19 protein-coding genes are annotated in these 21,346 nt (G+C 67.8%); 8 read left to right on the top strand and 11 right to left on the bottom strand.

The window, feature by feature from the left end; genetic code table 11:
- The first annotated feature begins 20 nt into the window (after positions 1 to 20).
- From ACPV3N_RS08305 to ACPV3N_RS08285, 5 genes are read left to right on the top strand one after another with little or no spacing between them, the layout of a single operon-like run.
- Entirely contained in the window at positions 21 to 1,094 is a 1,074-nt protein-coding gene (locus ACPV3N_RS08305; protein WP_440116539.1) for an acyltransferase family protein, read from the top strand.
- Positions 1,091 to 2,251, top strand: coding sequence for a glycosyltransferase family 4 protein (locus tag ACPV3N_RS08300; RefSeq protein WP_440116537.1), 1,161 nt, complete (start codon positions 1,091 to 1,093; stop codon positions 2,249 to 2,251). Before ACPV3N_RS08305 ends, ACPV3N_RS08300 begins: the two co-directional genes overlap by 4 nt.
- Positions 2,248 to 3,360 (top strand): NAD-dependent epimerase/dehydratase family protein, encoded by a 1,113-nt coding sequence (locus ACPV3N_RS08295; RefSeq protein ID WP_440116535.1) that lies wholly within the window; start codon positions 2,248 to 2,250, stop codon positions 3,358 to 3,360. Before ACPV3N_RS08300 ends, ACPV3N_RS08295 begins: the two co-directional genes overlap by 4 nt.
- The gene (locus ACPV3N_RS08290; RefSeq protein ID WP_440116533.1) at positions 3,357 to 4,436 is read left to right on the top strand and encodes a WaaS/CpsH family glycosyltransferase; all 1,080 of its coding nucleotides are present in this window, start codon (positions 3,357 to 3,359) and stop codon (positions 4,434 to 4,436) included. Before ACPV3N_RS08295 ends, ACPV3N_RS08290 begins: the two co-directional genes overlap by 4 nt.
- Entirely contained in the window at positions 4,433 to 5,347 is a 915-nt protein-coding gene (locus ACPV3N_RS08285; protein ID WP_440116531.1) for an FkbM family methyltransferase, read from the top strand. Before ACPV3N_RS08290 ends, ACPV3N_RS08285 begins: the two co-directional genes overlap by 4 nt.
- 9 nt (positions 5,348 to 5,356) lie before the next feature.
- Here the strand turns inward: ACPV3N_RS08285 and ACPV3N_RS08280 are convergent, their stop codons facing one another.
- On the bottom strand, positions 5,357 to 6,229 hold the full coding sequence (locus ACPV3N_RS08280; RefSeq protein WP_440116529.1) for an NAD-dependent epimerase/dehydratase family protein: 873 nt from the start codon (positions 6,227 to 6,229) through the stop codon (positions 5,357 to 5,359).
- An 81-nt stretch (positions 6,230 to 6,310) separates the two neighbouring features.
- Between ACPV3N_RS08280 and ACPV3N_RS08275 the strand changes: the two genes are divergently transcribed.
- Positions 6,311 to 6,892: a sugar transferase gene (locus tag ACPV3N_RS08275; RefSeq protein WP_440116527.1), complete on the top strand. Its 582-nt coding sequence runs from the start codon at positions 6,311 to 6,313 to the stop codon at positions 6,890 to 6,892.
- Between the two features lie 4 nt (positions 6,893 to 6,896).
- Positions 6,897 to 8,903, top strand: coding sequence for a polysaccharide biosynthesis protein (locus tag ACPV3N_RS08270; protein ID WP_440116525.1), 2,007 nt, complete (start codon positions 6,897 to 6,899; stop codon positions 8,901 to 8,903).
- Here ACPV3N_RS08270 and ACPV3N_RS08265 read toward each other — a convergent pair.
- The 8 genes from ACPV3N_RS08265 to rfbC all read right to left on the bottom strand — a co-directional run bounded on the left by ACPV3N_RS08265 (position 8,836) and on the right by rfbC (position 18,511).
- A complete protein-coding gene (locus ACPV3N_RS08265; protein WP_440116523.1) occupies positions 8,836 to 10,200 on the bottom strand; it encodes a CDP-glycerol glycerophosphotransferase family protein in 1,365 nt (454 codons plus the stop codon). The two genes, ACPV3N_RS08270 and ACPV3N_RS08265, sit on opposite strands and share 68 nt — an antisense overlap.
- Positions 10,201 to 10,265: 65 nt before the next feature.
- Entirely contained in the window at positions 10,266 to 11,984 is a 1,719-nt protein-coding gene (gene asnB / locus ACPV3N_RS08260; protein ID WP_440116521.1) for an asparagine synthase (glutamine-hydrolyzing), read from the bottom strand.
- A gap of 9 nt (positions 11,985 to 11,993) precedes the next feature.
- Entirely contained in the window at positions 11,994 to 12,941 is a 948-nt protein-coding gene (locus ACPV3N_RS08255; protein WP_440116519.1) for a class I SAM-dependent methyltransferase, read from the bottom strand.
- Positions 12,938 to 13,921, bottom strand: coding sequence for a class I SAM-dependent methyltransferase (locus tag ACPV3N_RS08250; RefSeq protein WP_440116517.1), 984 nt, complete (start codon positions 13,919 to 13,921; stop codon positions 12,938 to 12,940). Before ACPV3N_RS08250 ends, ACPV3N_RS08255 begins: the two co-directional genes overlap by 4 nt.
- Before the next feature lie 106 nt (positions 13,922 to 14,027).
- Positions 14,028 to 15,929: an acyltransferase family protein gene (locus tag ACPV3N_RS08245; protein ID WP_440116515.1), complete on the bottom strand. Its 1,902-nt coding sequence runs from the start codon at positions 15,927 to 15,929 to the stop codon at positions 14,028 to 14,030.
- A gap of 27 nt (positions 15,930 to 15,956) precedes the next feature.
- On the bottom strand, positions 15,957 to 16,829 hold the full coding sequence (rfbA, locus tag ACPV3N_RS08240; RefSeq protein WP_440116513.1) for a glucose-1-phosphate thymidylyltransferase RfbA: 873 nt from the start codon (positions 16,827 to 16,829) through the stop codon (positions 15,957 to 15,959).
- Between the two features lie 31 nt (positions 16,830 to 16,860).
- Positions 16,861 to 17,913, bottom strand: a complete 1,053-nt coding sequence (gene rfbB / locus ACPV3N_RS08235; RefSeq protein WP_440116511.1) for a dTDP-glucose 4,6-dehydratase — start codon at positions 17,911 to 17,913, stop codon at positions 16,861 to 16,863.
- A 1-nt stretch (position 17,914) separates the two neighbouring features.
- Positions 17,915 to 18,511 carry a dTDP-4-dehydrorhamnose 3,5-epimerase gene (gene rfbC, locus ACPV3N_RS08230; RefSeq protein WP_440116509.1) on the bottom strand — a complete coding sequence of 199 codons (597 nt, stop codon included), beginning with the start codon at positions 18,509 to 18,511 and terminating at the stop codon, positions 17,915 to 17,917.
- 224 nt (positions 18,512 to 18,735) lie between these two features.
- On the opposite strand from rfbC, the gene ACPV3N_RS08225 reads away from it, so the two are divergent.
- Positions 18,736 to 19,467 (top strand): polysaccharide biosynthesis/export family protein, encoded by a 732-nt coding sequence (locus ACPV3N_RS08225; RefSeq protein WP_440116507.1) that lies wholly within the window; start codon positions 18,736 to 18,738, stop codon positions 19,465 to 19,467.
- A gap of 16 nt (positions 19,468 to 19,483) precedes the next feature.
- On the opposite strand, the gene fabI is transcribed toward ACPV3N_RS08225, so the two are convergent.
- Both fabI and ACPV3N_RS08215 read right to left on the bottom strand, forming a co-directional pair.
- Positions 19,484 to 20,287 carry an enoyl-ACP reductase FabI gene (gene fabI / locus ACPV3N_RS08220; protein WP_440116505.1) on the bottom strand — a complete coding sequence of 268 codons (804 nt, stop codon included), beginning with the start codon at positions 20,285 to 20,287 and terminating at the stop codon, positions 19,484 to 19,486.
- Positions 20,284 to 21,336, bottom strand: a complete 1,053-nt coding sequence (locus tag ACPV3N_RS08215; RefSeq protein WP_440116503.1) for a YihY/virulence factor BrkB family protein — start codon at positions 21,334 to 21,336, stop codon at positions 20,284 to 20,286. Before ACPV3N_RS08215 ends, fabI begins: the two co-directional genes overlap by 4 nt.
- Positions 21,337 to 21,346 lie beyond the last annotated feature (10 nt).

Below are 21,346 nucleotides of genomic sequence, written 5' to 3'. Positions count from 1 at the left end.
AGCAGGCAGCACCGGTTCCCGTGACGATCGAATCCGCCATCGACGCCGGCCGCACGGCACCGGGGCCCGGCGCGGCACGCGGCGTGCGCTTCAATAACGTAAGCCATCTGCGGTTGCTGTTCGCCGCTTCGGTGATGCTGTCGCATTCGCTGCTGCTGCTCGAACCTGACGGATTCCGGCTGATCCGCACGATCCTGAATTCCGAAGCCGCGGTGCAAGGCTTCTTCATCCTGTCGGGCATGCTCGTCTTCGGCAGTTTCTCGCGGATCGAGCGCTGGGGCACCTTCTGGCGCCGGCGCGCGGCACGGATCTACCCCGGGTACCTCGTCGCCGTTCTGTTCTTCCTCCTGCTCGCGCTGCTGCAGGCGCACCTGCGCGATACCGCGATCGCGTGGGGGCAGTTGCCGCGCTACCTCGCGGCCAATCTCTCCACGCTGAATTTCCTCCAGCCGACGATCGAGGGGGTCTTCGCGGGCAACCCGCACCCGGCGATCAACGGAGCGCTGTGGTCGATCAAGGTCGAGATCATGTTCTACGCCTGTGTGCCGGCGCTGTTCTGGATCGGACGGCGCATCGGGTTCGCGACGCTGGCGGCGGCGCTGATCGTGGCGGGTGCGTTGTGGTGGCCGGCGCTGCTCTGGCTGGGCGAACAGACGGGCCATGAGGTGGCCTTGTCATACAAGTTCCAGCTGCCGGGGCAGCTGCACTACTTTGCGCTGGGCGTGGGGCTGTTCGCCGCAACGCAGGGCACGATCGGACGCGGCGCGCTGGCCGGGCTCGTCATGCTGATGATCGCGCTGCTGGTCCTTGCCGGCCAGCCGCGCGAGGCGGTGCAGGCGCTGGTACTGGTGAGTGTGATCGGCGTGTTGACCCACCTTCCCGCCATGCGCGAGCCGTTCGGCGGACGCGACCTGTCGTACGGCATCTACCTGGCGCATTTCCCGATCGTCCAGCTTCTGGTGGCCGCGGGGATCGCGGCGGCCCTGCCGGTGCCGGCCTATGTCGGGTTGGTGGTCGCCCTTGCCGCCCTCTACGCGCTGGGCAGCTGGCATCTGGTGGAAAAGCCTGCGCTGGCACTCGGAGGCCGCAAGTGAACATCGGGATCGACCTCCACAACATCCGCGACGGGGGAGGGGTGAACTATATCCGCAACCTCCTCTCGGCCGCGGACCCCGGGCGCGACGGGTTCGAGCGCGTGCACCTGTTCGGCTCGCCCGGCAACCTGGCCAATTTTCCCGATCGCCCGTTCGTCGTGAAGCATCCGCTCGATGCGCTGGCGGGGGGATTGCTCAGCCGCGTGCGCTGCGCCTTCGGCGCGCTGCCGCGACTCGCACGCGAGGCAGGGTGCGACATCCTGTACGCGCCCGGCGGCATCGCGTTCGGACAGTTCCGGCCCTACGCCACGATCAGCCGCAACATGATGCCGTTCCGTAAGGACCTGTGGTCGCTCTACCCCGAAGGCAGCGCCGAACGGATGCGGTTGCGCGTGCTCCACCGCCTCAATGCGCGCACGTTCGCCAGGGCGGATGCGATGATTTTCCTCACCGACGGCGCGCGCGAGGCGATCGAGCCCTACATGCGTGGCAGGCCAAGGCGCACCGCGGTGATCGCGCACGGGGTCAACCGCGAGCGCTTCGTGCCCGCCGACCGCACGCGCCAAGTGCGGCCGGACGGTCCCATCCGGCTTGTCTACCCGAGCCGGTTCGAACCCTACAAGCACCAGATAGAGGTAATCGAGGCGGTGGCCGCGCTGCGCGGCGAGTTCCCCGGCCTGACGATCGATCTCTCCGGTCCGGCAAATGCCGCCTACATGGCACGGTTCGAGGCGGCGCGTGCCCGGCTGGACCCCGAAGGTGCGTTCGTGCGCTACCTGGGCGAAGTGGACAACGCCGCGCTGCCGCAGCTCTACGCGGACAGCGATCTCCTGGTCTTCGCGTCGAGCTGCGAGAACCTGCCCAACATCCTGATCGAAGCGATGAGCTGCGGCATTCCGATTGTCAGCGCGGACGCGCCGCCGATGCCCGAGGTGGTGGGCGATGCAGCGCTGTTGTTCGACCCGACCCGACCGGAGTCGATAGCCGATGCGATCCGCCGCGCGTTGCTCGACCCGGAGGCCATGCGCCAGAGGGCCGCGCGCGGGCTGGCGAGGGCGGGACACTATTCATGGGAGCGCTGCGCAACGCAGACGTTCGGTTTCCTGGCGCAAGCCGCGGAACGCTCCGACCAAGACAGGAAGGATATCGACGCGTGAAGGTTCTGATTACCGGCGGGATGGGGTTCATTGGCGGCAAGCTCGCGCGGCGACTGCTCGCCGACGGGCACGCGGTGTCTATCGTCGACAACCTGTCCGAGCAGATCCATGGCGCGAATCCCGTGCCCGATGTGCCCGCCGGGGCCGAATTCCACCGCGTCGACGTGCGCGACCTGGCCGACCGGGCGGACCTGATCGACGGGTGTGACGCGGTGTTCCACCTCGCCGCCGAGACCGGCACCGCGCAATCGATGTACGAGGTGCGCCGCTACGTCGACGTTAACGAGGGCGGCACCGCCGCGCTCCTGGAAGGGATCGCGAAGGCCGCCCGGCGTCCGCGCCGAGTAGTCCTGTCGTCGAGCCGCAGCGTCTACGGCGAAGGCGCCTACCGGGACGCCGACGGGGCGCTCGTCCAGCCCGCGCCGCGTACCCGCGAGGACATGGATGCCGGACGCTGGGAGCCGCGCGACGCGCAGGGCCGAGAACTGAAGGCCATCGCCACGCCGGAAAATCTGCCATTCGCGCCGGGGTCGATCTACGCCGCGACCAAGGCCTCGCAGGAACTGCTGCTGCGTGCCGCGGGCGAGGCCCTGGGCATCGAACCGGTGATCCTGCGCTTCCAGAACGTCTACGGCGAAGGGCAGTCGCTGCAGAACCCCTACACCGGGATCATCTCGATCTTCTTCAACCGGGCCCGCCAGGGCAAGGGCTTGCCGATCTACGAGGACGGCAGGGAAACCCGAGACTTCGTCCACGTCGACGACGTGGTCGATGCGCTCGTCGCCGCGCTCGACCCGAAGGTCCCGGCGGGAACAGTCTGCAACGTCGGTGCGGGCGTCGCGACCCCGGTGATCGACCTGGCGCACGAGCTGTCGCGCGCAGCCGGGCTGGCGCCCGAGATCACCGTGACCGGGCAGTTCCGCGTCGGCGACATCCGCCACAACTTTGCGGACATCTCGGCCGCGCGCGAGCATCTTTGCTATGAACCGAAAATCGGCCTTGCGAGCGGGCTGGCGCGGTTCTGCGAGTGGGCGGCAGGACAGCCCGAGTACGAGGATCGGCTCGACGCGGCGACCGAAGAGCTGCGCCGCAAGGGGCTTGCCAATTGACCACCGCCGCCCGCCCCCACGACGAGGCGCCACCAACCGGGGTGAGGCGGCTCGCGGTGATCGGGCCGACCTTCTTCTCGTACACCCAGACCATCGCCGCAGAATTCGCGCGGCGCGGGATCGAGGTCGCCGATTTCGACGAGAAGCGGTCGAACCGCAAGCGCAGCAAGATCGCCTACCGCCTCGGCCTCGGGGTCGGGGCCAATTCGGCGCAGTCGCGCTATCTTTCTGACCTCGCGGACCGGATCATCGCAGCCGGGTACCCGGACGTGCTGCTCGTCGGGGTAGAGGTGGTCGACCGGGCAACGGTCGCCAGGCTTTCGGCGGCGGGGGTGCGGGTTCATCTCTACATGTGGGATGGCAGTGCCAACAAGGGTCGCTTCCGCGATTACCTCGACCTGCTTGCCACGCGTGCCACGTTCGATCCGAACGACGCGAAGGCCTACGACATGGCCTACGTCCCGCTGTTTGCCGAGCCGCTGTTCGACGACGGGCAGCCGGTCGAGACGCGCTACGACCTGTCGTTCTGCGGGACGATGCACTCGCTGCGCGTGGCGATCGTGGCGCGCCTGTTGTCGGCGTCGTGGGCGAGGGGTCTCCGCCTGGGCCTGCTGCTTTACTACCATTCGCGCGTGCTGTTTTTCCTGAAATCGCTCCTACAGCCCGCAGGGCTGCGCGTGCTGCCGCTGGTTCGCGATGTGCCGTTCCCCAAGCAACAGGTCGCCCGTCTCGCGCGCGAAAGCCGGGCGGTGCTGGACATCCCGCACCCCGGGCAGGCAGGGCTCACCGCGCGGACCTACGAGGCGCTGACGGCGGGCGCGCGGCTGGTCACGTTCAATCGTCTCGCGGGCGAGATGCTCCCTCCTGCCTTTGCCGACCGGGTGGTGGTGATCGACCGGATCGACGACCTTGCCGCGCTCGACCTGACCGCCCCGCGGCCCGGTCCCCTCGAGCACGAGCAACGTTACTACCTGTCGCTCGACCGTTTCGTCGATCAGCTGCTGAGATTGATGCAGGGCGATCCGGATTGGCAGCAGCCCTCGACGCCCACTATAGCGCCCGCCCAGACCGCATGAGGACACACCAATTGGCCTATAATGACGAAGCCGCATCCGGAAGCCCGACGAAGAAATCTCTCGGCGGGTTCATCAGGGACCAGGCCCGCGACTGGGCCCGCTTTCACCGCGAACTGGGTGACGGCATCTGGCAGCGCGTGCTGGTGCGCACCGGGGGCAAGCGCTTCACCGCGCTCTACAACACCGGCGCGCGGCTGCGCGGGGTCGACGTGCGCACCGAGTTCGACCCAGCGCAAGGGCGCGCCACGGTGTCCTCGGGCGGGCACACGGTCGAGGCTTATCCGCAGCGCCGGGCGCTCAACTATGCCCGCGGCATCGAGGCCCGTGCGAAGCAGCTGGGCGAGGATTACCTACTGCCACTGGTCGCGTTCTCCGACGGCGACGTCGTGATAGACTGCGGCGCAAACGTCGGCGACCTCAAGCTCTATTTCCGGCACATCGGGGCCGACGTCGAATATGTCGCGATCGAACCGGGACCGGGCGAATTCGCGGTGTGCGAACGCAACGTCGCGCCGTCGCGCGCGATCAACGTCGGCCTGTGGGACAGCGACGGCGAACTGACCTTCTACGTCTCGTCGAACGGCGCCGATTCCTCGCTGATCGAGCCGCCGAGCTACGACAGCGTCACCCGCGTGCCGACGCGGCGGCTCGACACGCTCGTCGATTACCCGCGCATCCGCCTGTTCAAGCTCGAGGCTGAAGGGGCCGAACCCGAAGCGATCGCCGGTGCGGCGGGTCTGTTCGACCGCATCGACTACATCACCGCCGACCTCGGGGCCGAGCGCGGCAAGGAGCAGACGAGCACCTTGCCAGAGGTGACCAACTACCTGCTCGCCAATGGCTTCGAACTGGTCGCGGTCAACCACCGCCGGGTCGCGGCGCTGTTCCGGCGCAAGGGGCTGGAAGGCTGAAGCCCGGCGCTAACGGCGCGCGGCGAAGTGCGAGGCGATGACCTCGCGCAGCGGCACGAAGCCCTCCTGACCGGCCAGCAGGTTGGCCTCCGCCGCGAGCACGCTCGACGCGAACAGGCGGTCGGCGAGGCCGGGCGATACTCCGGCGAGCAGGCGGACCGCGACCTGCGGTACCGGCACGCGGGCCACAGCCAGTCCCGCTTCGCGCGCGACCTCGGCGAGGAGGTCATACGTGAATGGCTGCGGATCGGCCGCGATTGCCAGCGGACGCGGTTCGGCCTCGAGCAATTCGACCGCCCGCGCCATCGCGTCGTAGGAGATCATCGACCGCTCCACGCGGGCCCGCGGTGCCGGGACCGCTCGGATGCGCGCCGAAAGGCTCGCGAGGCGAGCGAGCTTGTCCGGTTCGCCCGCTGCGCCTGCCGGTGAAACGAGGATCGGCACCCGCAGGATGCTCGTCGCCATTGCGCCGGTTCCCTCCAGCGCCGTCTCCGCATCGCGCTTCGACATGCCATAGCCGCTTTCCGGCGCGGGAGGAGTGTCGGACCCGATCGCCGCGCGGCGGCCATAGACCGAGAAGCTCGAGATCTGGATGAACTGGCGCGCGCCGGCCGCTTCCGCCGCCCCTGCCCAGGCGATCGGGACCTCGACGTTGAGCGCGGCGAGGTCCTCGGGGTCTCCCCGGTCGGTCCCGACGCAGTTGATGACCGTCGCGTTGGCCAGCGCCGCGCCGTCGGGGATCTTCCGGTAGTCGGAGATCAGGACGCGTTCGCCGGGGCCGTCGCGGCGGGCGATCAGGACGACTTTCCGGCTGCTGCTGCGCGCCGCGATCGCCGCGGCGGCACGGCTGTCCCCTCCCACAAGGACGAGCGGGCCCGCCACGCCGGCCGGACGGGCGGACCCGGCCTGTCTATTGTCTTGTCGTGCAGGCATATCTAGAAGCCGCGGCCTATCGAAAAGCCCATGCGAACTCCATCCCCCTTTAGGCGCGCGTGCGAACTTGCGCTGGCCATCCCTGCGGCCGTGCTTGCGCTGCCCGCGGTCGTCGCGCTCCTCATCGCGGTGCGGGTCGAGACGCCGGGCGCCCCGCTGCTCGTCCAGCGGCGCGTCGGCCGCGGCAGGAAGCCGTTCCGCCTGTTCAAGATCCGCACGATGTTCCGCGACACGCCGCACGTCGCCTCGCACGAAGTGGGCGAAATGCGCGTGACCCGGCTGGGCGCGGTGCTTCGCCGCCTCAAGCTCGACGAACTGCCCCAGCTCATCAACATCATCAACGGCACGATGAGTTTTGTCGGCCCGCGTCCCTGCCTGCCGGAGCAGGCCGAACTGATCGCCGAGCGCGAGCGCCGCGGGCTGTTCGCGCTGCGGCCAGGGGTGACGGGGCCCGGGCAGGTTGCCGGCATCGACATGTCGACACCCGTCCTGCTCGCCGAAACCGAGGCGCAGTATTTTCGGGACTCGACCTTGTCTTCGGACCTCGGCATCCTCGTGCGGACCGCACTGGGTTCGGGACGGGGCGACGCAGCCAGCAGGCGGGGAGCCTGAGGCGGTGAATTCGCGCTACGACCCGGCGCCATCGCGGCGCACGTTTTCGCAGCGAATCCTCGACATCCCGCGCCCGATGAAGCGGCTGATTGCCCTGTCGATCGACGCGGCAGCGTGTGCCTTTACCGTTTGGCTCGCCTATTACCTCCGCCTCGGTTACTGGCCGGATCCGCTGCGCGATCCGCTCCACCCGATATTCGCTTCGGTGGCGATCGGCCTGCCGATCTTCGTGAGTTTCGGACTCTACCGCGCGATCTTCCGCTTCGCCGGATCGCACGCGATGCAGACCATCATCCGCGCCGTCGCGCTCTACGGGGTGATCTTCGCTGCAATCTACACCCTCTACGGGATCTCCGGCACACCGCGTACGGTCGGCCTGATTCAGCCGATCCTGCTGTTCGTATTCATCGGTGCCTCGCGGCTCGCGGTTCGCCTCTACTTCGCCGAGAGCTACACGGCGCTATGGAGCGGGCAGGAGATCGAGCGGGTGCTGATATACGGCGCCGGCAACGCGGGCCGCGAGCTGGCCGCCACCCTCCAGAATGCGCGCGACATGAAACTCGTGGGGTTCGTCGACGACGACCGCACGCTGGCGGGGTCGATTCTCGAGGGGGTAACGATCCACGGCCCCGACGGCATCGGCGGCCTGGTCAACCGGCTGCGGGTCGATGGAGTGCTTCTGGCAATCCCTTCGGCGAGCACCCAGCGCCGGAGCGAGATCATCGCCGACCTGAAGACGCTGGGCCTGCACGTCCGCACGCTGCCGAGCCTGACCGACATCGCGCGCGGGAAGATCTCGGTCGGAGATCTCAAGGAACTCGACATTTCCGACGTGCTGGGCCGCGCCCCTGTCCCGCCCGACGAAGCCCTCCTGCACAAGCTGATCCGTGGCAAGACGGTCCTCGTCACCGGCGCCGGAGGCTCGATCGGCAGCGAGCTGGCGCGCCACATCGCCGCCGGCGATCCGGCGACGCTGTTGCTGCTCGATCATTCCGAATTCAACCTCTACAGCATCGATCGCGAGCTGGGTGACCTGGCGAGGCAGGACCCGTCCCGGACCACGCCGGTCCCGCTCCTCGCATCGGTCACTGATGCCGGGCGGATCGCGCAGATCTTCGCCCGCTGGCAGGTCGACACCGTGTTCCACGCCGCGGCCTACAAGCACGTGCCGCTGGTCGAGGCAAACCTGCTCCAGGGGCTGGGCAACAACGTGATCGGCACCCGCACCGTGGCCGAGGAAGCGGCGAGAGCGGGGGTGCGCGATTTCGTGCTCATCAGCACCGACAAGGCGGTGCGGCCGACCAACGTGATGGGCGCCTCCAAGCGCTGCGCGGAAATGGTCATGCAGGCGTTCGACCGGGAATTTCCTGGCACGCGGTTCTCGATGGTACGGTTCGGCAACGTGCTGGGATCGAGCGGTTCGGTCGTCCCCCTGTTCCGACGACAGATCGAGGAGGGCGGACCCGTCACCCTGACCCACGCCGACATCACCCGCTACTTCATGTCGATTCCGGAGGCTGCGCAGCTCGTCCTGCAGGCAGGCGCGATGGCGAAGGGCGGCGACGTGTTCGTGCTCGACATGGGCGAACCCGTGCGGATCTACGATCTGGCGCGGACGATCATCGTGCTGTCGGGCCGCACGGTGCGCGATGCCGACAATCCGGCGGGCGACATCGAGATCCGCATCGACGGTCTGCGGCCGGGCGAGAAGCTATACGAGGAGCTGCTGATAGGCGGCGATACCTCGCCCACCAAACACGAGCGCATCCTTCGCTGCCATGAGCCCTTTCTCGGATGGGACGAACTCGAGCCGCTTCTCGGCGAGCTCGAGACGGCGGTCGCGGCAGGCGAGGTGGCCGAGGCCTACGAGGTCCTGCGAAAGCTGGTGAGCGAGTTTACGCCGACCACGCCGATCACGGACGCGGTCGGGTGCCCGGACGCGGTCAGCGGTCCCGCGCCAGGATCTGCTCCACCGTCTCGCGCAGCACGCGCGGATATGCAGCCGAGTTAGCGGGCACGTACATCGCCTCGAAACCGGCGTGATCGATATCGGGAACGGTTTCTCCGCCAAGATAGCCCCGAACGAAGGCGATCACGTCCTCGGGCGACCGCGCGAGCGGCGGTTTGGCTATCCGCAGCAGGTCGGCGAAGTGATTGTACTCGTAGAAACGGCAGATCGCGTCGCCCTTGCCGTCAGGCTCGAAAGCGACATTGAGGACAGGCTTGCCGACGGAAAGCGCATCGATCGTGATCGTCGAGGCCATCGAGACGACGCAGGCGGCAAGGCCGATCTGCGCGGCGAGGTGCTGCTCGTCGCTCTCGCCCATCACCCGTTCGACATAGGCGTCGCTGCGGCCGGGCACGAAGACCTTTACCCGGTCCATTCCGTCGAAGAAGCGCTCGTCGTCGTCGCGGCTGTAGGGATGGAGGCGGATTACCAGGCAGGTGTCGGCGGGCAGGGTGGGCAACAGGCTTTCGGCCACCTGCCGCAGCAGGATGAACTCGCGCGGGGTCTCGTCAGGCCGGGTGCGGGTCAGTTCGCCGTAAGAGGCGCTGTAGAGCACGAAGCGGCCGTACCCCTCCATGCCCAGATGCGCGAGGTAGCCGGCCGGATCGGTGAACGCGCCGGTATCGCGCAGCAGCGCCTGGCGCGGATACCCGGCGACGACGATCTCCTGCTCGTCCACGCCGAACAGGTCGACCAGCTCGTCGGCCATCTTGCGGTTCCACACGACGGTTTTCTCGACCGGAAAGGGCAGGAAGCCCTTGGTCGTGAAATTGTCCCAGCTGCTCGCTACCGTCATCAACGGCAGGCCACGATTGACCGCCTCGCAGATGAACGGGAATTCGAGCGAGGCGACCAGCGAGCGGGTGCCGATGACCAGGTCGGGACGCCCCTCGATGACGTGCGCGCGGCTCCGCGGGACGGCGGCCAGCAGCAGTTTCCCGAACCAGCGGACCGCGCGGCGGTTGCCCAGCGTGCGCCGGACGAGACTGAGCCCGCGTGCCATCACGATCCGCGACGGACGGTGTTGCAGCACTTTCTGCAGGTAGACGAACCGGTCGTAGAAGAGGAGCGGGTAGACATGCCGCAGCAGCTTTTCGAGCCGGCCCGGTGCGGGTTCGGGCAGCGGCTTCAGTTCGACCTGCCCGGACGCGGCGAGCGCGGCGAATTCGGGCATACCGGGGTTCTGGGTGTAGATCTGGATCCGCGCGTCGGGGATCGACAGCAGCTCGCGCAGGGTACCGGTGTGGACCACGTCGCGGATCGTCACGGCGTTTGGCAGGGCTATGGCGATTGTCGGCATGGCGGGAGGGAGGTCAGCTTTATCCGGATGCGGCCCGGGAGGGCCTGGGGCGTCGGGGTTGCCGGTCAGACCGCGGGTCGAAAGGCGCGGAGCCAGGCGTCGACGTTGATCCATTGCCAGATGAAGAAGGCGTTGTCTCCATCGCCTGCGCAGTATTCGGCGAATGCGCGGTCGACCTCGGCCGGATCGAAGAACCCGTTGGTGCGGAACGACTGGCTGGCGATGAGATCGCCGATCTTTTCGCGCAAGGGACCGCGGATCCATTCGCGCTGGGGGGTGACCACCGCGCGCTTGGGCGTGCTGCCGTAACTCCCCTCGAGCTTGCGGTCGAGCAGCCGGCGCATGATCGCCTTGCCCTCGTCGCCGCGCAGTTTCTTGTCGTCGTCGAGACGAAAGGCGAGCTCGACGACCCGGTGATCGAGGAAGGGCACGCGCAGCTCGCGGCTGTGCGCCATCGACAGCCGGTCGTTCATGCGCAGCACGCGCGGCAGCTTGGCGTGGCGTACGTCGCGGTAGAGCCGGTTGGCGAGCGTGCCTGGAAACGGTGCGGCGGATTCGGGCTCCGGCGTTCGGTCGCGCAAGGCAGGGGCCAGCGTTTCGGGCCGCAGGAAACGGCTGCCGTCCTGGTACACCCCCGCTGCGGCGGGCTGGCGGTAATAGGCATAGCCGGCGAACAGTTCGTCGACGCCCTGGCCCTCGAGCACGACGGTCACACCTTCTTCGCGGATGCGGCGGTGCAGGTTGTAATAGGCAAGCGTCGCGATGCCGCCGAACGGGGCCTCCTCGTGGCGCGTCAGCGGATCGATCAGACTCCAGGCCTGTTCGGCGCCCAGGCGCTCGATGTGCTGGGTCCAGTGGCGGCGCCGGGGCAGGCCTTCCGCGAACTGGGCCTCGTCGTATTTCGGGTCGTCGAACCCGGCGGTGAAGCAGTTGAGATCGGCGGCGGCGCCCTCTGCCTGGTCGACGAACGCGAACAGCAGGGAGGAATCGAGCCCGCCCGACAGGTTCACGCCGAGCGGCACGTCGCTGCGCAGCCGCAGCCGCACCGCGTCGGTGATCAGCGCGTCGAGCCGCTCGAGCGCCTCGTCATCGGTAAGCGAAAGCGGCGCTCCGGCAGCCTGCGCAAGCTGCCAGTAGGGCGCGATTGTCGTCTTGCCGAAGCGCCATGTCAGCGTGTGGCCGGGAGGCAGCGTCCTGACGCCGACGAAGAACGTCGCCTCGCCATGGTCGTAGAGCCCGTGCTCGAGATAGGCCCCCCAGGTATCGAGATCCGCGCGCGGGGCCATTCCCGCAGCGATCAGGGCCTTGATCTCCGAGGAGAAGGCGAACGTCTCTCCCAGCTGCGCGTAATGGAACGGCTTGATGCCGAGCCTGTCGCGGGCGCAGAACAGCGTGCCTTCGGCCTCGTCCCAGATCGCGAATGCGAACATGCCGATGAACCGCTCGACGCAGGCAGGGCCCCAGCGGTCGTAGGCCGCGAGGATGACTTCCGAATCGCTCGCACTGGTGAACGGATAGCCGGAGAGTTCCTCGCGCAGCTCCACGAAGTTGTAGACTTCGCCGTTGAAAGCCAGCCAGCGTCGGCCCGACGCGTCGGCCATCGGCTGCAGCCCGGCGTCGCTGAGGTCGATGATCGAAAGGCGGTTGTGCCCCAGCGCGGCGCGGCGCGCAGGGTCGAGGTAGACGCCCGAACCGTCAGGTCCGCGGTGGTGCTGGACCTCGACCATCGCCCCGATGCGCGCGCGGTCGATCGTGCCGCCGGCAAGCCCCGAAATGCCGCACATGGTGCCCGGTCAGCCCGCGCGCCGCGCGGTCAGTCGATGGTGTCCCTGGCCGATTACACGGTCCATCGCCTCGGTTTCGTCCATCCGTCCGGTTGCTACCTGTTCGATGAACCAGCCGATGGCCGACAAGACTTCCGCGGTCAACTCCGCTGCCCGGGCGAACAACGGGTGGAGGCCGTGATCGGCCCCGGCCGCGAGGATTTCGTACAGCGCGGCAAGATCGGCGCGGTAGGCCGCCAGATCGTGTTCGTGGTCGAGCCGGGCGGCGGCGGGCCAGCGCTCGAACGCGGTGAAGCCCGCGTCCGACAGGTCGGCAACGAGCCGGTTCCATTCAAAGAAATCGAACTTGGGGACGAAGAGGTCGTCGAGGAACGTCCGACGCTTGTTGGCGGGCGCTGCCGCAAGCGTCATGGCCTCGTCGATGAGGTCCTTGCCGATCGCGCCGGCCAGCGGCCGCAACAGCTTGATCAGCGGCCAGCGCATCCCGCCGGTGGCATAGACGAGGAAATAGATCATTCCGCCCGGCCTCAGCACGCGCGCGAGTTCGGCGAGCACGCGCGATTCGTCCGCCGTGTGCATCAGCACGCCGGCGCACCAGACCACGTCGAAATGCGCGTCGGGAAAGGGAATGTCGGTGAGCGAGGCCACCTGAAAAGTGACGTTGTCCAGCCCGGCCGCGCGCACGCGGGCGTCTTCGATGCCCCTTTCCCCGATATCGATCCCGTGCACCTGCGATGCGCCGAGCCGGGCCATGGCGATCGCGTTGCGTCCCCCGCCGCAGCCGGCATCGAGCGCGCGTGCGCCTTTCAGGAATTCGGTTCCCATCCCGGACAGCTCGAGGCGCCGGGTGAACAGGGCGACCGATTCCTCGAACAGCTTCTCGTCGTAGGGGCCCCACAGTTCGCCGAACAGCGCGCCCGTGGCGCGCGAGATGTCGCAGACCGCAAGATCGTTCACGCATTGTCTCCCAGTCGCGCGAGCACCCGGTGGTGGCCCTGCCCGATGACCGTGTCCATCGCCTGGTCCACCGGCATCAGCCCGCTCGCGGCGGCGTTCTCGAACCAGCGCACGGTGCCGATCGCCGCGGTCACAAGGTCCTCGCCGCACTGGAACAGGGATGCGCGTGCGGTGTCGCGACCGCGGCCGTGCACGAAGACCTTGCGAAGTTCGTCCATGTCATTTCTGTATTCGGCCAATCCGTGTTCGTGGTCGAGCCGCGCGGACCTCGGCCAGCGGTCGATATTCCCGTATCCGCGCTTCTCAAGCATGCCCCGCAGACGGGGCCAGTTGTAGAAGTCGAGCTTGGGGCAGTAGAGGTCGTCGAGGAAGGTACGCTGCTTGCCGGCGCTCGTTCCCGCCGCTTCCATCACCTCGAGCATCCGGTCGTGCCCGATCGCCGCAGCGATGGGGCGCAGCGCATTGATGAGCGGCCAGCGCAGGCCCTCGTCGGCGTAGACAAGCAGGTAGAGCAAGCCTCCCGGTTTCAGCACGCGCGTCAGTTCCTCCAACGCCGCGTTCTCGTCGGCGGTGATCATCAGCACGCCGGCGCACCAGACCAGGTCGAAGCTGTCGCTCTCGAACGGGATGTCGAGGATCGAGGCGACCTCGAACCGGGCGTTGCCCATACCGCGGGCGCGGCGACGGGCATCCTCGATCCCGGCAGCGCCGATGTCGATGCCGATGGCGTCGGCCGCACCGAGGCCGGCCATGGCAATCGTGTTGCGCCCCCCGCCGCAGCCCGCATCGAGCACCCTCTTGCCCTGGAAGAAACCGGTATCGAAGCCCACCGCCTCCAGGCGCCGGCGGAACAGGGCGACGGACTCGCGGAACCGATCCTCGTCGTATGGAGACCACAAGCGCTCGAATATAGCGCTGGTCCGGCTTTCGAGCCCCTCGCGGTTCATCATTCCTCGTGTCATCTGCTTGGTGCCGGACATATCGAAGGCAGGGGGACGGGGCTAGGCGCGCAGGCCTCGGTCCATCGGCAGAAGGGGGCAAGTCGTCGGAGCGACGATGCCCGTTAACTGGTTAGTTTGGCGGGATTTACTGCGAGACGATTTGGTCGATCCGGCTCCTGGCGACCACGTAACGGGCACCAGGCAGGGTGAGGTGGCCGTAGTCGAACTGCATCGGCGCGCCGCCGGGGGCGGTCAGGCGGCATTCCGGCGCGCAGATGACCCGCAGGGGCGAAACGTAGAGCGCGCCGGTCGGCCGGACGGTGCGCTCGAGAGAGCGGTCCCATTCAACGGCGTCGCTCACCCGCCAGCGATCGACGAGCGCCAGGTCGCCGCGCTTGAGCGCCCGCGCCAGGATGGCTGGGAACGTGCCCTGGTATTCGACCGTGCCCCCCATGAAAACGACGCGCGCTCCCGCGGCGCGGACGTGCGCGATGGTCGGCGCGACGGCGGGGAGATCCTCCGGCAACCAGCGCCCGGCAAGCACGACCGCGTCGATCCTGCCGGTGGCGAGCAGAGGCCCAAGGACATGGTCGACCACTTCGCGGCATCGCACGTCCCCGCCGGTTCCCACCAGCGGGCGGCAGCCCGACGCGGTCGCCTGCATGACGTTGGCGTCGGGCAGCGCCAGCGCCACCGCCCGCCAGTACTGCGCGGCGTAGCTGTCGCCCAGCACGACCACGTTCGGCCTGTCGTCGCGCAGGGCGACACACCGCTCCGGTTCGAAAGGGATGTCGGCCTGTGCCTCGCCGCGAAAGCAGGGGCCTCGGCGGAACTGGTACTGGTATTCGGGGGTCTCGATATAGTTGTCGTAGGCGGCGATCCGCTCGACCTGCGGATCGATCCGGCGCCAGTGCGGCGCGGAAACGAGGAGCGCTGCGGCCACCGCGACGCCTGCGGCGAGGCCGGCGACGCCCACCCCGACGATCCTCGCGGACGAGCCGCGCGTGCGGTAGCGGTCCATTAACGGCTTTTCGACCGCGTGGTACGATATCCCGCCGGCGGCCAGCGATGCAGCGACAAGGCCCACCGTCTCGGCCGCGCCCAGTTCGATGCCGGTCTCGATCCGCCAGAATGCGATGAGCGGCCAGTGCCACAGGTACGTGGAGTACGAGATTCGCCCGATGTAACGCATCACGCCGAGCGACAACGCCCGGCCGACGAGCGTGCCCTCGCCGAAGCCGATCACCAGCGCCGCGCCGAGCGTGGGAACCAGCGCCTCGGGCATTGGGAACGCGGGCCCGTCGCGCACGAACAGGATCGCCGCGACGAGGAGCAGCGCACCCGCCAGCGCGGCGCCCTCGCGCAGCGCGTTCCATCGTGTACCGGGCGCGGGCCTGCCGGCCGCTATGCCCGACACCGCGACCAGCGATCCGGCGAGCAGTTCCCACGCTCGCACGGGGAGAAGGTAGAACGCCGCGACGGGCGATTGCAGCGCCACGATCCAGCCCCCGGCGAACGAAAGGAGGGCGGCGAGGGCGAGCAGGGGGAGCAGCCAGCGGCGCGCGACCCGGGCCGCCACCAGCATCGCCAGCGGGAAAAAGATGTAGAATTGCTCTTCCACGCCCAGCGACCAGGTGTGCAGGAGCGGCATCAGCTCTGCCTCGGGCGCGAAATAGTCCGCGACCAGCCAGAAATGGATGTTCGAGGCGAACGCCAGCGCCGCCATCGTGCTGTGCGCGAGCCGCTCGAACTCGCCCGGCAGCAACCGCCACGCGCCCCACCCCACCGAAAGCGCGCACACCACGAACAGGGCGGGGAAGATGCGCACCACGCGCCGGCGATAGAAATCGACCAGCCGGAACCTCCCGCCGTCGATCTCGCGCACGATGATCGAGGTGATCAGGAACCCCGAGATGACGAAGAAGATGTCGACTCCGACGAACCCGCCGGCGAGCGCCGATACCCCCGCGTGGAACAGCAGGATCGGCAGGATCGCGACCGCGCGCAGCCCGTCGATGTCGGTCCGGTGGCGCAGCGCGGTGCTCATCGCGGGGACGTCCGCTCCGCCTGTCGGTCAGGAATGGTCGCGGGCGAAATCGAGCAGGTACCGCCCGTAGCCGGTCTTGGCGAACAGCTCGGCGCGCCGTCTTACCTGCTCGATGCCGATGAAGCCCTTGAGGAAGGCGATCTCCTCGAGACAGGCGACCTGGCTCGACTGGCGCTTCTGGATCGTGTGCACGAACTCGGATGCCTCGAGCAGCGTCTCGTGGGTACCGGTATCGAGCCACGCGAACCCGCGCGACATCTTCTCGACGTAAAGGTCGCCGCGCTCGAGATAGACGCGGTTCACGTCGGTGATCTCGTACTCGCCGCGCGCCGAGGGCGCCAGGTTCGCGGCGATATCGACCACGTCGTTGTCGTAGAAGTAGAGACCCGTCACCGCGTAGCGGGATTTCGGATTTGCGGGCTTCTCCTCGATCGACAGCGCCCGGCCGTCGGCGTCGAGTTCGACCACGCCGTAGCGCTGCGGATCGTCGACGAGATAGCTGAAGACCGAAGCGCCCTTCGTGCGCGCCACCGCGTTGGCGAGCAGCGCGGTGAGGCCGCTGCCGAAAAAGATGTTGTCGCCCAGGATCAGCGCGACGGGATCGCCGCCGATGAATTCGCGGCCGATGGTGAACGCCTGGGCGAGCCCCTCGGGCCGGGGCTGCACGGCGTATTCGATCGAGATTCCGTATTCGGACCCGTCGCCCAGGAGGTGACGGTAGTTGTCGAGGAATTCCGGGCTCGAGATGATCAGGATCTCGCGGATGCCGGCCAGCATCAGCACCGACAGCGGATAGTAGATCATCGGCTTGTCGTAGATCGGCAGCAGCTGCTTGTTGACCGCCAGGGTGGCGGGATGGAGCCGGGTGCCCGATCCGCCGGCAAGAATGATGCCCTTCATGTGCTCTTCTTATCCCGTGCTGCGGTGGAGGTCAGCCGAGTCCGCGGCGCTTGTCGGCGCCGCGCTCGGCGATCAGCGTTTTCCACCAGTCCTCGTTCGAAAGATACCAGTCGATCGTCTTGGCAAGCCCGCTCTCGAAGGTTTCGGCCGGCTCCCAGCCAAGTTCGTCGCGGATGCGGCTCGCATCGATCGCGTAGCGCGCGTCGTGGCCCGGGCGATCGGGCACGAACGTGATCTGCTCGCGGTACGACTTGCCGTCGGCGCGCGGGCGTTTCCGGTCGAGCGCGTCGCAGATCGCCTCGACCACCTGCAGGTTGCGCCGCTCGCAGTTGCCGCCGATGTTGTAGCTGCGCCCCGGCTCCCCCCGCTCGAACACCGCGCGCAGCGCGCGGGCATGGTCCTCGACGTAAAGCCAGTCGCGCACGTTGCTGCCCTCGCCGTAGACCGGCAGGCCCTCGCCCGCGAGCGCCTTGGCGATCATCAGCGGGATCAGTTTCTCGGGAAAGTGGAACGGGCCGTAGTTGTTCGAGCAGTTCGTGATCAGCACCGGCAGCCCGAAGCTGTGGTGCCACGCGCTGGCAAGGTGGTCCGAACCCGCCTTCGAGGCCGAGTACGGCGAGCGCGGGTCGTATGGCGTGTCCTCGGTGAACAGGCCCTCCTCGCCGAGCGAGCCGAACACCTCGTCGGTGCTGATGTGGTGAAAGCGGAAATCGTCCTTCGCCGAGCCATCCAGCCCGCGCCAGTAGGCGAGCGCGGCATCGAGCATCTCGTAAGTGCCGACAAGGTTCGTGCGGATGAACTCGCCCGGCCCGTCGAGCGAGCGGTCGACATGGCTTTCGGCTGCCAGGTGGGTGATCACGTCGGGCCGGAACTGCCCGATCGCCGCGCGCACCGCCTCGCGGTCGCAGATGTCGCCCTGCACGAACGAGAACCGGTTGCTGGCCGAGACCGGCTCGAGCGCGGTCATCGTGCCGGCATAGGTCAGCTTGTCGTAGACGCAGATCTCGGCGTCGCTGTGGTCGATCAGGTGGCGCGCGAGCGCCGAGCCGATGAAGCCGGCGCCGCCGGTGATGAACACGCGCATGTCAGGGGTTTCCGAAGCTGTCGGGGCCGAGCGGCAGCAGCGGCCGGCCGTCGTAATCGAAGGGTGAATCGAAATCCGAAAGCAGCGGCTGGACCCGGTCCTTGTCGGACAGCACCGGCGCGCCGCCGCTGGGCAGCGGCCAGTCGATGCCGATCTCGGGATCGTCCCACCGCACGCCGCCGTCGCATTCGGGAGCGTAGAAGTCGGTGCACTTGTAGGCGACCTCGCAATCGGGCTCGAGGGTCACGAAGCCGTGTCCGAAGCCGACCGGGATCAGCAGCTGGCGGCCGTTATCGGCCGACAGCTCCGCGCCGACCCACCTGCCATAGGTCGGTGAGCCACGCCGCAGGTCGACCGCGACGTCGAGGATTCGCCCGCGGGCGCAGCGCACGAGCTTGTCCTGGCCGCGGGGAGGGCTCTGGAAATGCAGCCCGCGCAGGGTGCCGGTCGGCCGGGACAGCGAGAGGTTGTCCTGCACGAACGGCCGGTCGAACCCCGCCTCGGCCAGCGCGCGCTCGTTGTAGGTTTCCATGAACCATCCGCGGGCGTCGCCGAAGCGGCGCGGGCTCAGAAGGAGGACCGGGTTGTCAGAGGGCAAAGAAAAATCCAGCGATTTCAATGGTATTTCTGCAGGAGGACTGCTCGGCGAGGTTCCTATACGCTGGTTCAGGCGAGCGCAACCCGGGCATCCTAGGGACCGTGCCGGCGTCCGGGCGACAACCGGTTGACCCGGATGCGCAAAACGGCGATTTGGCCGCAACGATCCACGGCGCCGGACCATCGAGACCGAACCGGCCTGCAGCGAGTTCACTTACGTCCATGATGCCCAAGTTCTTCCATCGCTTCGTTGCCGCGCTCGTGCCGGCGATCGCCCTGTCGGCGTGCAGTTACGGTCCGTCGGGAGGTGATCTCGGATCGACCGGCATGACTCAGGTAGTCGATACGATGCCCGCCCCCGCGGCGGGCGCCGGCGTGCCCGCCGGGCAGCCTTACGCGATCGGTCCGTATGACAAGCTGCAGATCGGCGTGTTCGGGATCGAGGGCATGGAGCCGCGCGAGGTCGTGGCCGATTCGGCGGGGCGCATCTCGTTCCCGCTCGCCGGATCGATCGATGCGGCGGGCAAGTCGCCCGATGAGGTTGCCGCGATCATCGCCCAGCGCCTTCGTGCCAACTACGTCCGCGACCCGCAGGTGACCGTGAACGTTACTGAGGCGATCAGCCAAGTCGTCACCGTCGACGGACAGGTCAAGCAGCCGGGCGTCTATCCGGTCACGGGCAACATGACGCTGATGCGGTCGGTCGCACTGGCGAAAGGCCTCGACGAGTTCGCCAAGGCCGATGACGTGGTGATCCTGCGCACCGTGGGCGATCAGCGCTATGCCGGGCTCTACAACCTCGCCGCGATCCGCCGGGGCAACTACCCCGACCCGCAGGTCTATGCCAACGACACCGTGATCGTCGGTGAAAGCCGCCAGCGCCGCATCTTCAAGGACATCCTGCAGATCGTCCCGCTGCTGACCACCCCGGTCATCGTCGCGCTGCAGAACAACTGAGCGCCGACGCGCCCGGTCATCCCAGCGCGATGTCGGGCGCGTCTTCCTGCTTCATGCCGACGACGTGGTAGCCCGCGTCGACGTGGTGGACCTCCCCGGTCACCCCGCTCGACAGGTCCGACAGGAAATAGAGGCCCGAACCGCCGACATCCTCGATGGTCACGTTGCGGCGCAGCGGGGCATTCAGCTCGTTCCACTTGAGGATGTAGCGGAAGTCGCCGATCCCGCTCGCCGCCAGCGTCTTGATCGGCCCCGCGCTGATCGCGTTGACCCGGATCCCGTCGGGGCCGAGATCGTTGGCGAGGTACTGCACGCTCGTCTCCAGAGCGGCCTTGGCGACGCCCATCACGTTGTAATGCGGCACGACCTTTTCCGCGCCGTAATAGCTCAACGTGAGGATCGACCCGCCCTTCGCCATCATCGCCGATGCCCGCTTGGCCACCGCGACTAGGCTGTAGGCGGAAATATTCATCGTCATCAGGAAGTTCTCGAGACTGGTGTCGAGGTACTTCCCGCGCAGCTCGTTCTTGTCGGAGAACCCGATCGCGTGGACCACGAAGTCGAGCGTGTCCCAGCGCTCCCTGAGCCGGTCGAACGCCGCGTCGAGCGCGGCCATGTCGGATACGTCGCATTCGAAGCAGAAATCGCTGCCGAGCTGGTCGGCCAGCGGGATCACGCGCTTGCCCAGCGCCTCGCCCTGGTACGAAAACGCGAGTTCGGCGCCATGCTCGGCAAGCTTCTTCGCGATCCCCCACGCCAGCGATTTGTCGTTGGCAAGACCCATGATCAGGCCCCGCTTCCCCGCCATCAGCTTGCTCATTCGATTCCCTCGTATTCGGCCTTCTGGGCCTCGATGCTCTCGCGCGACCGGGCCGCAGCCCGCCGCCGGTCGTCCGCCTGCCCGATGCGGTTTTCGGCCTCCTCGGGCGTTTCGGCGAGCGCGGCGTTGAGCTCGGCCCCGATCACCATCCCTAATCCGACGAGGTAGAAAAAGAAAAGCGCGATCATGATCCCGGCAAGGCTGCCGTAAGTCAGGTCGTAGCTGAAGAAGCTGCGGATCGCGGGCGGCAGCGCCGCGGTGACCGCGAGCCACCACAGCGTCGTCGCCAGCGCGCCGGGCCATTTGGGATAGCGCCGCTTGCGATAGGCCTTGGGGGTGAGCGTGTAGAACAGCAGATAGAGCGACGCGAACAGGCCCAGTGCGGGGACGATGCGCGACAGCCGCAGTTCGCCGATCGCGTTGCTGAGCTGGGGGATGTAGGCGTCGATCACTTCCTGCGCGGCGCCGATGACGACCTGCGCGAGCAGGCTCAGCATCAGGAGGACGACCGCGCCGAAGATGATGCCCGCCGACCACAGCCGGTACTTCCAGAACGCGTGCGTCGCCGGCGTGCCGTAGGCGCGGCGCAGGATGTCGCGGATCGTCTCGACCAGGCTCGACACGGTCCACAGGCCGACCAGCCCGCCGAGCCACAATACCCATCCCGTGCGCGCCTCGACCACGTTGCGGGCGACCGGTTCGATCACGTTGCCGACCATCGGCGGCAGGGCATAGAGCACCGCGTTCACGCTCGCCGCACGTTCGCCCTCGTCGCCGATGAAGCTGAACACCGCGGCGCCGAGAATGAAGAAGGGGAATATCGCGATGATCGCCATGTAGGCGAGGTTGCCGGCGTGGATGAAGCCGTCGTTGTAGGCGCCGATCGCCACCCGCTTGGCGACTTCCCAGGCCTTGGTACCCGGTCCCACGCGGCTGATGACCTCGCTGCGGAAACCCGGGCGGTGCCTGAGCGCGTCCCTGCGACGCTCCTCGGGCGAGAGGGTGTGCAACTCGCGCTCGGGCACGTCAGGAACCAGTTTTTCGCTCATGCAGCCCTTT

It is taken from the genome of Tsuneonella sediminis, assembly GCF_051912845.1.
Classification (GTDB): Bacteria; Pseudomonadota; Alphaproteobacteria; order Sphingomonadales; family Sphingomonadaceae; genus Tsuneonella; species Tsuneonella sediminis.
This window is presented reverse-complemented; position numbering and strand designations above follow the sequence as displayed.

What these genes read in the sequence shown, in the direction of transcription:
- ACPV3N_RS08215 (WP_440116503.1), bottom strand. Translation starts at nt 21,336, where the DNA reads ATGAGCGAAAAACTGGTTCCTGACGTGCCCGAGCGCGAGTTGCACACC.
- asnB (WP_440116521.1), bottom strand. Translation starts at nt 11,984, where the DNA reads ATGTGCGGCATTTCGGGGCTTGCCGGCGGCACGATCGACCGCGCGCGC.
- ACPV3N_RS08245 (WP_440116515.1), bottom strand. Translation starts at nt 15,929, where the DNA reads ATGAGCACCGCGCTGCGCCACCGGACCGACATCGACGGGCTGCGCGCG.
- rfbB (WP_440116511.1), bottom strand. Translation starts at nt 17,913, where the DNA reads ATGCGCGTGTTCATCACCGGCGGCGCCGGCTTCATCGGCTCGGCGCTC.
- ACPV3N_RS08275 (WP_440116527.1), top strand. Translation starts at nt 6,311, where the DNA reads ATGCGAACTCCATCCCCCTTTAGGCGCGCGTGCGAACTTGCGCTGGCC.
- fabI (WP_440116505.1), bottom strand. Translation starts at nt 20,287, where the DNA reads ATGAGCAAGCTGATGGCGGGGAAGCGGGGCCTGATCATGGGTCTTGCC.
- rfbA (WP_440116513.1), bottom strand. Translation starts at nt 16,829, where the DNA reads ATGAAGGGCATCATTCTTGCCGGCGGATCGGGCACCCGGCTCCATCCC.
- ACPV3N_RS08265 (WP_440116523.1), bottom strand. Translation starts at nt 10,200, where the DNA reads ATGCCGACAATCGCCATAGCCCTGCCAAACGCCGTGACGATCCGCGAC.
- ACPV3N_RS08285 (WP_440116531.1), top strand. Translation starts at nt 4,433, where the DNA reads ATGAGGACACACCAATTGGCCTATAATGACGAAGCCGCATCCGGAAGC.
- ACPV3N_RS08250 (WP_440116517.1), bottom strand. Translation starts at nt 13,921, where the DNA reads ATGTCCGGCACCAAGCAGATGACACGAGGAATGATGAACCGCGAGGGG.
- ACPV3N_RS08225 (WP_440116507.1), top strand. Translation starts at nt 18,736, where the DNA reads ATGCCCAAGTTCTTCCATCGCTTCGTTGCCGCGCTCGTGCCGGCGATC.